Annotated in this window: 13 protein-coding genes and 1 pseudogene; 9 read left to right on the top strand and 5 right to left on the bottom strand. The window is 65.4% G+C overall.

The window, feature by feature from the left end:
* Positions 1 to 72 precede the first annotated feature (72 nt).
* The 4 genes and pseudogenes from I5E68_RS20435 to I5E68_RS13975 all read left to right on the top strand — a co-directional run.
* A pseudogene (locus I5E68_RS20435) lies at positions 73 to 1,107 on the top strand (MFS transporter); the annotation flags it as partial.
* 43 nt (positions 1,108 to 1,150) lie between these two features.
* A complete protein-coding gene (locus I5E68_RS13965) occupies positions 1,151 to 1,498 on the top strand; it encodes a hypothetical protein (RefSeq protein ID WP_197165084.1) in 348 nt (115 codons plus the stop codon).
* A gap of 18 nt (positions 1,499 to 1,516) precedes the next feature.
* Entirely contained in the window at positions 1,517 to 2,638 is a 1,122-nt protein-coding gene (locus I5E68_RS13970) for an LLM class flavin-dependent oxidoreductase (protein WP_197165085.1), read from the top strand.
* A gap of 1 nt (position 2,639) precedes the next feature.
* Positions 2,640 to 3,446 (top strand): alpha/beta fold hydrolase, encoded by an 807-nt coding sequence (locus tag I5E68_RS13975; protein ID WP_197165086.1) that lies wholly within the window; start codon positions 2,640 to 2,642, stop codon positions 3,444 to 3,446.
* 134 nt (positions 3,447 to 3,580) lie between these two features.
* On the opposite strand, the gene I5E68_RS13980 is transcribed toward I5E68_RS13975, so the two are convergent.
* From I5E68_RS13980 to I5E68_RS13995, 4 genes are all read right to left on the bottom strand, one after another.
* Positions 3,581 to 4,312 carry a GntR family transcriptional regulator gene (locus tag I5E68_RS13980; RefSeq protein ID WP_228727201.1) on the bottom strand — a complete coding sequence of 244 codons (732 nt, stop codon included), beginning with the start codon at positions 4,310 to 4,312 and terminating at the stop codon, positions 3,581 to 3,583.
* Positions 4,313 to 4,507: 195 nt separating this feature from the next.
* On the bottom strand, positions 4,508 to 6,121 hold the full coding sequence (locus I5E68_RS13985) for a tannase/feruloyl esterase family alpha/beta hydrolase (RefSeq protein ID WP_323982179.1): 1,614 nt from the start codon (positions 6,119 to 6,121) through the stop codon (positions 4,508 to 4,510).
* Between the two features lie 149 nt (positions 6,122 to 6,270).
* Positions 6,271 to 7,404, bottom strand: coding sequence for an amidohydrolase family protein (locus I5E68_RS13990; protein ID WP_197165087.1), 1,134 nt, complete (start codon positions 7,402 to 7,404; stop codon positions 6,271 to 6,273).
* A 179-nt stretch (positions 7,405 to 7,583) separates the two neighbouring features.
* Positions 7,584 to 8,579 carry an FAD-binding oxidoreductase gene (locus I5E68_RS13995; RefSeq protein WP_197165089.1) on the bottom strand — a complete coding sequence of 332 codons (996 nt, stop codon included), beginning with the start codon at positions 8,577 to 8,579 and terminating at the stop codon, positions 7,584 to 7,586.
* 70 nt (positions 8,580 to 8,649) lie between these two features.
* Here I5E68_RS13995 and I5E68_RS14000 point away from each other — a divergent pair, with 70 nt between their 5' ends.
* The 5 genes from I5E68_RS14000 to I5E68_RS14020 are packed head-to-tail and all read left to right on the top strand — an operon-like array spanning position 8,650 to position 12,533.
* The gene (locus I5E68_RS14000) at positions 8,650 to 9,447 is read left to right on the top strand and encodes a 2-keto-4-pentenoate hydratase (protein WP_197165091.1); all 798 of its coding nucleotides are present in this window, start codon (positions 8,650 to 8,652) and stop codon (positions 9,445 to 9,447) included.
* Positions 9,444 to 10,604 carry a Rieske 2Fe-2S domain-containing protein gene (locus tag I5E68_RS14005; RefSeq protein ID WP_197165093.1) on the top strand — a complete coding sequence of 387 codons (1,161 nt, stop codon included), beginning with the start codon at positions 9,444 to 9,446 and terminating at the stop codon, positions 10,602 to 10,604. The genes I5E68_RS14000 and I5E68_RS14005 overlap by 4 nt, the downstream gene beginning before the upstream one ends.
* Positions 10,604 to 11,458, top strand: coding sequence for an alpha/beta fold hydrolase (locus tag I5E68_RS14010; protein WP_197165095.1), 855 nt, complete (start codon positions 10,604 to 10,606; stop codon positions 11,456 to 11,458). The genes I5E68_RS14005 and I5E68_RS14010 overlap by 1 nt, the downstream gene beginning before the upstream one ends.
* Before the next feature lies 1 nt (position 11,459).
* Positions 11,460 to 11,720, top strand: coding sequence for a hypothetical protein (locus I5E68_RS14015; RefSeq protein ID WP_197165097.1), 261 nt, complete (start codon positions 11,460 to 11,462; stop codon positions 11,718 to 11,720).
* A gap of 3 nt (positions 11,721 to 11,723) precedes the next feature.
* Positions 11,724 to 12,533: a DODA-type extradiol aromatic ring-opening family dioxygenase gene (locus I5E68_RS14020; RefSeq protein WP_197165099.1), complete on the top strand. Its 810-nt coding sequence runs from the start codon at positions 11,724 to 11,726 to the stop codon at positions 12,531 to 12,533.
* A 106-nt stretch (positions 12,534 to 12,639) separates the two neighbouring features.
* Here I5E68_RS14020 and I5E68_RS14025 read toward each other — a convergent pair whose 3' ends face one another.
* Positions 12,640 to 13,176, bottom strand: coding sequence for a cupin domain-containing protein (locus I5E68_RS14025; RefSeq protein ID WP_197165101.1), 537 nt, complete (start codon positions 13,174 to 13,176; stop codon positions 12,640 to 12,642).
* Positions 13,177 to 13,182 lie beyond the last annotated feature (6 nt).

A 13,182-nucleotide genomic window follows, 5' to 3' on the forward strand; every position in this document is an offset into this window, starting at 1 on the left:
AATGCAAAATTTTTCTCGTCTGTTCCGCGATCGACGCTTGCCAAGCGCCCGATAATACGTTTGTAATATTGTATGACGAATATCGCAGCACCTTTCGAAGGCCGCGCCGCGCACGCCAATGACGCAACAATCGTGTGGCAAGAGCGCAACCAGGTTCACGAAGGTGATTCGCAAGATGCCCCGTCGTGGCCTCCCAAGCGCCGCGCGCACTGGGCACTGGCCCTGCTCTTCGCGGCCTATGTCGTGGCCTTCATCGACCGCACCATTCTCGCCATCCTTATCCGACCGGTCGCCAGCGACCTGCAGTTGTCGGACATGCAGTTCGCCCTCGTCGGCGGAGTGGCGTTCTCCCTGTTCTACGTGACCGCAGGCCTGCCGATCGGCTGGCTGGTCGATCGCTATTCGCGCCGCCTCATCGTCACCGTAGGCATCGCGATCTGGAGTCTTTCCACGGTCAGCACCGCATTGGCGGAGAGCTTCGGCTGGTTGTTCGTCAGCCGGATGGGCGTGGGCATCGGCGAAGCCGCGCTGTCACCGGCTGCCTATTCGCTGATCGCGGACTATTTCCCCCCTCACCGGCGTGGACGCGCGGTGGCGATCTACACGCTGGGTGTCTCGATCGGTGCCTCGATCGCCTATTTCGCGGGCGGTCAGCTGATCGGATTTGCCTCGCAGGCAGGCGGGATCGCCCTGCCCTTCACCGGCGAACTTGCCCCATGGCGCTTCGTCTTCGTCGTGCTCGGCGTGCCCGGCCTGCTGCTGGCACTGCTCACGCTGACCATGCGCGAACCGCCACGCCGGGGCGAGAAGGCCGCGCCGCGCGCCCCGGCAACGCCCGAAATTCCCGCTCGCATGGCAGCGCCGAACGCACCGCGCTTTGCCTTCCTCGCCTTCCTCAAGGAAAACCGCGCACTCTCGATCTGCTACATCCTGGGTTACAGCGCGATCAACTTGCCCTTCGCCGGATTCATGCTCTGGGGCCCGGCGCTTTTCCAGCGTTCGCACGGCCTTGGCCCCGCGGCACTAAGCCTCCCTCTGGCACTGATCTTCCTCGGGCCCACGCTGCTGGGACAGTGGTTCGGCGCGGCCTCGACCGATCGCCTGCTTGCCAAGGCGCGCACAGACGCCCCGTTCATCACCGGTGCGATCTGTGCCGCTGGTCTCGTCATCCACTGCCGCCTTCGTGCTGCTCGCCGTCCTGGTGTTCCTCGTCTGCGCATCGGTCGGGCACCACGCAGTCGTCGCCGCGAGCGTCGCTCCCAACCGGCTGCGCGGCCTCTACGTGGCCAGCTTCTTCTTCGTCCAGAACATCCTGGGCCAGGCGATCATCGCACTGGTGACCGCCTTTCTTACCGACCACGTCTTCGGCGGGCCGGAAAACCTCGGCCGCTCGATGGCCATCGTCGGTGGCGCCGGCGCAGCAACCGGCTGCGTCCTGCTGCTGGCAGGCCGTGGCCTGCTGCGGCGCAAGGCCGCCGCAAACGACGCAATCCTCTGATCGCAGGAGCGAAACAACGTGAAGTTCGGTTTCTTCAACCTCATGCCCTGGCCGCACTATCCCGAGCCGCCCAAGGTCTATCCCACACCCAACCGCGACTACGATCCGCAGATCGGGCGCGAGCTTTACAACGACTACATCGACCTGCTGGTCCACGCCGAAGCCACCGGCTTCGACTGGATCGCCTGCAACGAGCACCATTTCAGCCCTTACGGCACGATGGCCAATTGCAACCTGATCGGCTCGATTCTCGCCCGCGAGACCAAGACCATCGGCCTTGCCATGGTCGGCAACCTGCTGCCGCTCTCAAATCCGGTGCGCGTCGCGGAGGAATACGCGATGATCGACGTGATGAGCGGCGGTCGCCTGATCGCCGGCTTCATGCGCGGCGTGCCGCACGAGTACATCGCCTACAACTCGCCCCCCGGAGAATCGCGGGCCCGCCAGAAGGAAGCCGCACAGCTGGTACGCAAGTGCTGGTCCGAGCCCGAACCCTTTGGCTGGGAGGGCGAGTACTACCAGTTCCGCTCGATCTCGATCTGGCCGCGCCCGATCCAGTCCAGCCCCAAGGTGCTGATGTCGGCCAGCAACATCGAATCCGCCGCGATCGCCGCCGAAAGCAAGGCGATCATGGGGATGGGCCTGATCCACAATCTCGACGTCGCACGCGACAACGTCGAGACCTACTACCGCACGGCCGAGGAAAACGGCTGGCAAGCCAGCCCGGACGACATCCTCATGGGTGCCAGCACCTGCATCGCCGAGACCGACGAGGAAGCACGCCGCATCTTCTCCGAGGCGCTCGACTACTTCCACGACACCTTGATGAAGCCGACCTACGACGCGCTCAAGCTCGTCGCGCGCGCGGGCTACTTCAACAAGGCGCAGGCCGGCTCGAGCTATGACAACCGTCTCGACAAAGTCGTCTCGAAGAAGACCATCGACGAGATGATCGAGGGCGGCTCGATCTTCTGCGGCAGCCCGAAGAGCGTCGCCGACCAGATCACCCGCTTCAAGGAGAAGCTGGGCTGCGGCCGCATCAACCTGAGCATGCAGATCGGCAACCTGCCGGTCGATGCCGTCCGTCGCGGCATGGACCTGTTCCATGCCGAAGTCCTGCCCCAGGTAAGGGACCTTTGAAATGACCACGCAGACCCTGACCAAGACGAGCGGCGATGCCGCCATCACGCCGCAGACCAAGACCGTCACCATCGACGGGAACGAGACGCAGTACATCGTAGGCGGGGAAGGCGAGCCCCTGCTCGTCGTTCACACCTCGGGCGGCCCCTTGTGGACGCCGCTGCTCGCGATGCTCGCGCAAGGGCGCAAGGTGATCATGCCGGTGCTCCCCGGCTTCGGCGGTTCGCCCCTGATCGAGACGATCGGCGACCTGCCCGCGCTCGCCGACTGGCTGGCGGCCTTCAAGCAGGCGGTGATCGGCGAGGACGCGGTCGATCTGTTCGGCGGCTCGTTCGGCGCACAGGTCAGCCTCTACCTCGCCGCGCGCACGCCCGGCGTAGTGCGTGACATGGTGCTCGAGGCCCCCTCGGGTCTGGCTGTCGGAGCCGCCCCGCCGCCGCCGGGCAAGCCGGTGCTGTTCGCCTACCCCGACAAGGCCGCAGACCTCATGCCCAGTGCCGAGATCGCCGCGGGCAACCGCGCCGCCTTCCAGGCCTACGGCGGCCCGGTCGCGGTCGACGAGACCCTGCTCGGCCTGCTTCCCGCGATCGAGGTCCCGGTGCTGGTGATCCAAGGCACACTCGATGCCGTAACCCCGCCCGAGGCCGGACGGGTGCTCGCAGGCACGTTGCCCAACTGCAAGCTGACCTACGTCTACGATGCTGGCCACGGCGTGCAGGTCGACCAGCCCGAGCGCATGATCAAGGTCGTGCGCCACTTCCTCGACAAGGGCCCCGCCTTCATCGTCGCCGACCGGGCCTACGCCTGATCCGCACCTGAGCGGGTACATCGAAAGGAAAAGGGGGCACCCGGCAGGGCGCCCCCTTTTCTCTTGCATCACGACTTCACCAACATGGCCAGGGCTGCATCGGAACCTGCCGCCCTCGGAACTGGAGGCGGCAATCAGCCGACAGCGCCTTCCCGCTCGGCCACCGCGAAGATGGAATCGCGCGAATTGACGATGTGATCGCGCACCGCCTCGACCGCGCCCGCGCTGTCGCCTGCGGCCACGGCATCGACGATGCGCTCCCACTCGCTCATGCCCTGATCGAGGCGCTGAGGCCCCGACATCGCGGTAAGACGCAGGTAGGACACGCGCTTGAGCAACTGCTTTCCGGTCTCTGCAATGATCCGGCTACCCGAGGCCACGAGGATTTCCTCGTAGAACGCCCCGGCCTGCTCGGCGAGTGCGGGCACGTCCTTCTTGCGGACGATCCGGCGGATATCCTTCATCATCGCCTGCAGCCGCTTGACCACTTCGGGGTCCTTGCGCTCGACCACGCGGCGCACCGCTTCGGTCTCGATCAGCGCACGCAAGTCGTAGATGTCCCGGGCATCCTCGAGACTGACCCGCGCGACCATGATGTTGCGGCGCGGCCCTGCCTCGATCAGGCCTTCGGCCTGGAGCTGGCGCAAGGCCTCGCGTACCGAGGTTCGGCTGACGCCGAGCACTTCGCACAGTTCGCGTTCGACCAGCCGCTTGCCGGGAGGATAGAGCCCGCTGGCAATAGCCGAGCGAAGCTTGGTGAGGGCATGTTCGCGCACCAGCGTCGGATTGGCATCAATCCTGAGATCTTCTACGTCCACGGTTTCCGCACCCTCTGCCATCGCCTTGGTGTCGACGATGCGACACATCGGAGCCTATAGTATTCCTGTCGGACAAAGTGCAATTGCCCGGCAGGCGGATATCTGCGATTTTTCCCGAGAAATCGCTACCGCGAAGGCCTGCCGCGGCCCTTTTGGCCACAATAGCCCCGGGAGTTCGGCCCGGGCAGGCCATGAGGTGTACAATCGAGTGCATCAACCCGCCCGAAAACCTCTCGTTCCGAATCAGTGGGCCGTCGGTCCCCAGATCCAGTCGATGCGATCGTCCGGCATTTCTGCAGGCATTTCGCGCGTCCAGTTGGCAGCCTCGTCTGCCGACCCCTTGCCGGTCCATTTTGCGCGCGCCGGATAGGCGTAAAGCGGTCGGGTACGCAAGACGGTGTCGCCATCCTTCTGCGTCGCCACCACGCCGTCCGGGCTGGTGCCGCGCTCGACCCAGTCCATGATCGCGGGTACGAAGTCGAAGGTGTTGGGCGCATTGCCGCCACGGCAGTGGAACATGCCCGGGACCATGAACAGGCGGAACCAGTCGCGCGTCGCCTCGACACCGCCCTCATGCGCGGCGACCTGCGCATAGTAGTCGATCGTGCCAAGCGGCGAGACGCCCTGATCGGACCAGCCGTGATACAGGATCAGGCGACCGCCGCGCGCGTGAAAGGCGGACAGATCGGGCGCAGAGCCCGGCGCTACCGGATCGTAGAGCCCGACCCGCTCGCGCACGCGTTCCATGTCAGCGTCCCAGTCGAAGTCGTGATAGGCATAGTCGCGGTCGATCTCGTCGAACATGAGATAGCGCAGCGATCCTTGCGGCAAGGTCCAGGTATCGGCCCCGCCCCAGGCACCTTCGGAGCCGGGCATCATGCCGCCGGGATAGAGCCGCTCCCCCTTGCTGTTGCGCGGACCGTCGTAGACTGCCTTGGCAGCCGCCACCTGCTTTGCGGTGAGGCAGCCGGAATTTTCGCCTTCGGCACAGGTCAGTACGGCCGGATCGAAACGGCACTGGCGCGGGTCCATGATGATGCCGTCGGCAAGTCCGTCGATGGCATCGCAAGCGGCAATGGTGCGCTCGTGCAGCAGGTCGAGCGCGGGCTTGTCGAACACCGGCACGTTGCCGCGATCGAACAGGTGCTGTGCGGCCCAGACGTTGGCGACAGCACCGAGCCTGCCGGCGAAGGCCGGATCGCCCGAGATGATGCCGTCGAAATCCTCGGGGTGGTGCTGGGCAAGGAACAGCCCCTCGCGCCCACCGGTCGAGCAGCCGCGAAAATAGCTCTTCGCGGGCTGCGTGCCATAGAAATGGGTGGCGATGCGCTTGGCGACGACAGCGGTGGCATGGGTAGCCCTGCCCGCATAGTCACGCCTCAGGTCGGCGTCGGCACCCCACAGCGGATCGGCGAGTACGTCACCGACATGGCCCAGGTTGTTGGCCGCAACGACGAAATCGCGCGCCAGCATGTCGCCGCAGCCGCGAATATTGACGTAACCGCAAAAGCCCCCACAGCCGGTCTGGAAATAGCGCCCGTTCCAGGTCTTGGTCGGCAGGTGCACCTCGAACTGGATCTGCGGTTCGATATAGCCCTTCACAGCGCAGTATTCGGCCGTTTCGCCATCGCCGGGCACCACCGAGGCCGAAAGGACCGTCGCGGGAAAATCGCTTTCCTGATCGAGCCCGACCCTCGCCAGCGCCGCACAATCCCTTGTCGCCCCGAGCGAGGCATCGGTTTTGGCTAGTGGAACAGGCTGGGCGGCCTGCGCCGGTTGCCCGACCAGAGCCAGGCCGATCGTGGCAAAGGCAAGGCTGGCGTGGCGCATGGCGCCCGCTAGGATAGGTGAGATCACACGAATGCTCCTGTCAGGTAATATGCGCGCCGCGACAGGCGGCCATGTGCAACAAGGCGCTTTCGACAAGCGCCCTGGCAGAATTCACGGATTGACGAGATCGACCGGGACTTCGCGCCCGCCGGACTTGTAGACCACGCCATTCTTCATCACGAATTCGACCGCTTCGAGCAAAAGCCGGTATCGCTGCCGAAGCCGATACGCACACCTGCCTTGTAGGCGCGGGTGAGCTTGTCGTAGCCGGTCCCCATCGCCAGCACCTTGGCGCGGGTCGAGGGGTTGAGCGCTTCGGGCCGGTTCACCGCGGTCTCGTGCAGCTTGTAGGTCGTGAGCAGGGTCGGCAGGAACACGGTGCCGTGCTCGCGCATCAGCGCGAAGCTCTCGGCATCGGCGTAAGTGCCGTGCTCGATCGAATCCGCACCGAGGCGCACCGCGGCATCAATCGCAGCCTTGCCATGCCCGTGCGCCGCGATCTTGAGCCCGCCCATGTGCGCACCCTCGACCGCCGCCGCGATCTCGGCATCGGTCATCAGCTTGTGCTTGGGGTCGTCATTCTGGCTGACGACGCCACCCGAAGGCAGGATCTTGATCACCTTGGCGCCCAGCTTGTGCTCCTTGCGCACGAGCGCGAGGACCGCATCGGCACCATCGGCGAGACCGGCCCCGAACTCGGGACGGCTGACGTCTTCTGCGAGCCCGCTGCTCCAGTCGTTGTGGCCTGCGGTCGGGCCGATTGCCTCGCCCGCGTTCCACATGCGCGGGCCGACGACCGAGCCGCGCTCGATCGCCTTGCGCAGCGCGGTATCGGCGCCATAGAGACCGCCCAGATCGCGCACCGTGGTAACGCCCGAGAGCAACACCTTGCGCGCGTTCACGGTCGCGGCCAGAGCCACGTCGAGCGGCGAATAGGTGAGGTTCTTCGCCACCGAATTGCCCGTGCGCGGCAACGAGGTCATGTGCGTGTGCCCATCGATCACGCCGGGCATCACCGTACTGTTCGAAAGATCGATGATCTCAGCGCCCGCCGGAGAGACGAAACCCTCCTCGATCGCGACGACACGGGTGCCTGCGATGATGATCGAGCAGGGGCCCGAGAGCTTGCCGCTCACCCCGTCGAACAGGCGTCCGGCGTGAATCACCTTGCGCACATCCTCTGCGGGAGCGGCCTGGGCGATGGCCGCTGTCGGCAAGACAGCGGGAAGCGCCAGTCCGAGACCGAGTGCCGCAAGACATGTCCGCGCGAGACGTCCAAGGGCGCGCGGCCCGGCAAAATCGTGATTCAAGATGCAATCCCCCTTGTCCGGGCCACTGATCGGGACCGACGAAGCCTGGACGTCCGCCCGTGCGACCACGCCGCCGCATTGGTATTCAGTCATACAATCATACTAAAGCCCTTTGAGCAAGGACATAGCCCGCATGTCTCTCGCAGATGCCGGGGAGCCCCGCCCTCTCGCGGACCGACTCAGGTCGAGACGAGGAACCGCTCCGAACGGATCGCGCGGGCAGGGACACCGTTTTCACGCAAGGTTGCGCGTGCTGCGTCGATCATGCCGGGCGGCCCACACAAGTGGAACACGGCGCCGGGAACGAAATCCTGCGGACCCAAAAGCGAAACCGCGTGACCGGGCCGGATTGCGCCCTCAGCCCCGTGGACCAGCGCTATGCGCAGATCGAGCTCGGGAATCGCGGCTGCCAGCCTTGCCAGTTCATCGGCCATGAACAGGTCCTCGGGTCTGGTGCAACCGAAGCACAGCACCATCTCACGCCCGCTGCCGCGCTGCGCTGCGATCATCGAGAGCACCGGCGCCAGCCCCGTCCCCCCGGCGATGAACACCTGGCGGGACGCCTTGTGGTCGGCCGCAAAGCCGCCGAGTGGCGCCTGGAGCACGAGCCGGTCTCCCGGCGCAGCCTTGTCGCGCAGCCACGCTCCGACCTGCCCGCCCTCGACATGACGGATCAGCAGAGTGATCAGCGGCAACTCGGCCGGGGTGCTGGCGATCGAATAGGCCCGCGCCGCGCGCATCCCGGGCGGGCGCAGGCGAAGGTACTGTCCGGGCTGGAACGTGAAGCCTTCAACGTCGTCAAGGCGGATCTCCAGCCGCGAGACCGAGCCACAGACCATTTCATGCGATTCGAGCACGCCACGCAGCTTGGCAGGTTCGCTCGGCATCGGGTGCAGCGCATAGTCCAGCGCCAGTTCGACGTCGCCGCTCAGCCGTGTGCAACAGGTCGCGACCAGCCCTTCCGCGGCCTCTTCGCGGCTCACCACCGCTGCCTTTTCACCTTCGACCCGCGCGCCCGGAGCGCAGTGCGCAAGACAGGCCCCGCACTCGCCCGAAAGGCAGTCGGTACGCAGTGGCGCCTCGGCGCGCATCGCCGCCTCGGCCACGGTTTCCCCGGGCTCCACGCCCAGTTCGACCACCGCGCCATCGTTGAATTCCAGTCGTGCCCTGTACATCGCTCACCTTGCCGCGAAACGGGTCCAAAAACCCGGTTGTGTTTGTCATACAATCATATAAAGTGACGCTATGACTGCAACACGAAATTGCGCCCGCCGACTGATCGCCGCCTACGATGGCGGGTTCATCGACCCGATTGCGGGAGAACTTCCCGAAAAGACCATCGATGCGGCCTATGCCGTGCAGATGGAACAGGTCGGCATCTGGCAGGACCAGGGCCGCCGGGTGGCCGGTCGCAAGATCGGCCTCACTTCGCCGGTCGTGCAAAAGCAGCTCGGCGTCGACATGCCCGACTTCGGCCACCTCATGGCCGACATGATCTTCGGCGAGAACCTGCCGCTCGATCCGGCCCGGCTGCAGCAGCCGCGCGCCGAAGCCGAGATCGCGCTGATCCTCGAGGCCGACATCGACAATGCTGACGCCAGCGTCGCGGACGTCGTCTGTGCCATCGGCTGGGTCGTTCCCGCGCTCGAGATCGTCTCGAGCCGTATCGCCGACTGGCGCATTTCGATCCACGACACGATCGCCGACAACGCATCTTCCGGCCTTGTCGTGCTCGGCGGCCCGGCGCGGCGGCTCGACGGACTCGATCTCGTCGACTGCACGATGGAAATGTCGCTCAACGGCGAAGTCGTCTCGCGCGGACGCGGCGCCGATTGCCTCGGCAGCCCGCTCAACGCTGCGGCCTGGCTGGCCCGCGCAGCAGCCGCACACGGTACGCCGCTCAAGGCCGGCGAAGTCATTCTTACAGGTGCCCTCGGCCCGATGGTCTCGATCGCCCCGGGCGACGTGCTCGAGGCACAGATCGACGGACTGGGCACCGTGCGAACCCTGATTGCAAATCCCGAATTGGAGAAAAGCGCGTGAGTGAAGAGCCGCTCGTCAACCCGGAAGTCTTGGAAATGGTCGGCGACTGGCGTGGCTACGTCGAAGCCAAGCTTGGCTTTCGCAACCACTGGTACCCGATCCGCTTTTCCAGCGAACTGAACGAAGGCGCCCTGCTCGTCGTCGAGCTGCTCGGCGAGAAGCTCCTGCTCAAGCGCATCGACGGCAAGGTCTACGCCATGCGCGACCGCTGCCTGCACCGCGGCGTACCGCTGTCGCGCAAGCCCGACTGCTACACCAAGGATACCATCACCTGCTGGTATCACGGCTATACCTACCGCTTCCAGACCGGTGAACTGGCCAACATCCTCGCCGTGCCCGACAGCCGCCTTTGCGGCCGGCGCAAGATCCAGACCTACCCTTGCGAAGAAGCCAAGGGCCTGATCTTCGTGTTCCTGGGCGACGAGCACGAAGTGCACCCGCTCTCGAAGGACGTACCGCCGGGCTTTCTCGACGAAGACCTGATGGTGCTGGGCAAGCACCGCGTGGTGGATTCGAACTGGCGCCTTGGCTGCGAGAACGGCTTCGATGCGCTGCACATCTTCATCCACAAGGACTCCACGCTGCGCCACTTCCGCGAGTTCAACTTCCCGATCGGCCATACCCCGCTGCCCGGCGCAGTGACCTGCATCGAGGAAGAGGACGGCCCCAAGGGCGTCGAGGACGACTTCTCCAAGCACCATCCGATCTGGGATGGCGAGATCGACGGTCAGATCGTGGTCAAGGGCCCCAAGTTCGACCCCAAGAAGGGTACGTCCGCCTCGATCGGCACCTCGATCTGGCTGCCCGGCGTACTCAAGGTGGAAAGCTTCCCGGTTCCCGGCATCACCCAGTTCGAATGGTACGTTCCGCTCGACGAGGGACGCCACCTCTACGTCCAGACGCTTGGCCAGGCCTGCACCACCGACGAGGAGCGCTCGGACTTCGCCAACAAGTTCGAGACGCACTGGAAACCCCACGGCCTCGACGGCTTCAACGCCGACGACATCTGGGCGCGCGAAGTGACGCAGCCGTTCTACGACGACGACTACGGATGGGTCGACGAGATGCTGTGCGAGCCGGACTCGACCATTCTCGAATGGCGCCGTCTCGCCGCGCGCCACGGCCGCGGCATCCAGACCAAGAAGGACCTGCGCTGATGCAGCCTGCACCGATCGAGATCGCTGCGAAGACCATCGACGCCGGCGGCATCGCCACGCACTACTACGAGGCCGGGCAAGGCACGCCGCTGGTGCTCGTTCACGGCGGCGGTGCCGGCGCCGACAGCTGGGGCAACTGGAAGGACTGCATGCCGATCCTGGCACGCCACTTCCGGGTCATCGCGCCCGACATGATCGGCTTCGGCAAGACCGACAAGCCCGCCCCCGCGAGCGAGGACAATCCGGATGGTTATGTCTACGACCAGCCGGGCCGCAACCGCCACATGGCCGATTTCCTCGATGCCATGGGCCTGTCGAACGTCTACTACGTCGGCAACTCGATGGGCGGCGCGACCGGCATCGGCGTTGCCGTGGAGCGCCCCGAACTGATCGGGCGGATGGTGCTGATGGGCAGCGCCGGACTGCCGATCCCGCCCAAGCCTTCGCCCGACCTGATGCACAACCTGCGTTATGATTTCACCATGGAGGGCATGCGCCGGGTGATCGGCGGGCTGACCGCGGACGGCTTCGTGCCGACCGAGGAGCTGGTGAAGTACCGCTACGACCTCGTCGACACGCCCGAGGCGCAGGCGGCGTTGTCCGCTATCAATGCCGAGACCCGCAAGGGCACGCTCAACTATGCCGAGGACTACGTCGCGCGCATCAAGCAGCCGGTGCTGGTCGTCAATGGCAAGCAGGACGGCGTCTCGATCCTGCCGCGCGCCCACAAGTTTCTCGAACTCATCGAGAACTCCTGGGGCTATATCGTACCGCACTGCGGCCACTGGGCGATGATCGAGGCCACGCAGGATTTCTGCACGGCGGTGATCGGCTTTGCCGGCAAGGACGCCTGACATGGCGCCCGCAGGTGTCGTCGAGATGATCGAGCACCTCGTGCGCCATCCCGGCGACAGGGCGCTCGTTAAGGATGCACCGCAGACGCTGTTCGAGCGCTTTGCGGTAGCTCCTGAAGCCCGCCCCGTGCTGCTTTCGGGCAGCCGGGACGCGCTTTCCGCGCTCGGCATTCACGGCAATTACGTGATCAAGTGGCTGATCTGGTCGGGCCGCCCGACGATGCCCTTCTTCGCGATCAGCCACTTCTTCGACCGGAGATAAGCCATGGCCGAAATCGTCGGTGCATTCGCCATGTCGCACCAGCTCGGATCGCCCGAAGGCGTCGAGGAACAGTCCGAGCGCGTGTTCGCCGGGATGAAGGAGATCGGCTGGCGCATTCGTGCGCTCGAGCCCGACGCCCTGATCGTGCTGACCAGCGACCACCTCAACAACTTCAGCTTGAGTGCCCCTGCCCCCTTCGCGCTGGGCACGGCCGAAACCTTCGTGCCATGCGGTGACATGGGCCTTCCGCGCGATCCGGTTCCCGGACATGCCGACCTAGCGGCATACCTGCTCGCCGAACTGGACCGCGCAGGCATTGCGATATCGCCGGCAGACCCGCTCCAGCCCGACCACGGGGTGATGATCCCGGTCGGCATCGTCGATCCCTTGCGGGAAATCCCGATGGTGCCGCTTTACGTCAATGCGGTGTTCTATCCCGATCCCTCGCCCGCAGCCTGCCTGGCACTGGGCGAGGCACTCGCCACCGTACTGGCCGCAAGGCCGGGCAGCGAGCGCGTGGTCCTGCTCGCGGCAGGCGGGCTCTCGCACTGGGTCGGCATGGCCCGCGAGGGCGAGGTGATCGAGGACTGGGACCGCATGGTCCTTGCCGCGATGAGCGAGGGCCGGGGCGTCGAACTGGCGAGCCTGACAAGCGAGGCGATCATGGCCGAGGCGGGCAATGGCGGCCTCGAGGTCGGTGCCTGGATCGCGCTCGCCGGGGCCATGCCCAAGGCAAGGGCCGAGTGCCTGTTCTACGAACCGATTGGCGCATGGGCGACGGGCATGGCCGGGATCGAGATGATCCCGAGCTGACGCACACGAGCAGTGCCTGAAATGAACAAGGCCCCGGCAAGCTCAACGCTTGCCGGGGCCTTGTTCGTTAGGGATGCTGCCAGTCTCTCCTGTCAGCACCTGTCAGTCAGCTCTTGTCGGAAAGGTGCGCCTCGCGCCGGTCGAACAGCTCCTGGCTGGCAAAACCGGCAACCTCGGGCTTGCCCCTACCGAGCATGACCTGAAGGAAGCAGGGCTCGTCGGTATCGTTCTGGTATCCGTGGATGACACCGGCCGGGCACGAGATCATTTCCCAAGGGCCCAGCTCCTCGGACAGGCGATTGCCTTCCTCGTCCTCGACGAAGACGACACAGCGCCCCTTGAGGATGAAGAACACCTCCTCGACCTCGTGCGTGTGCGGGGCATTGCCCTGCCCAGCGGGCACTTCCATGATCGAGAGAGTGAAATTGCCGGCAGGCACGATCGAGGCATCGTCGTGCTTGCCCGAGGCCCCGGCCCCGACGAAACGGTACTGGCCGCGGCGATAGCCCTCGATCGAGGCATCGGAAAAGGCATTCCAGTCCGCAGTGCGCGTCTCGAACTTGCCGACATAGCGCTCCATGATCTGCTCGAGACTCCAGTCGGCGATCTCGGGCGGGCGCGGGTGGCGGGCAACGTTGCTCATCTTGCG

The organism is Novosphingobium aureum, assembly GCF_015865035.1.
Lineage (GTDB): Bacteria > Pseudomonadota > Alphaproteobacteria > Sphingomonadales > Sphingomonadaceae > Novosphingobium > Novosphingobium aureum.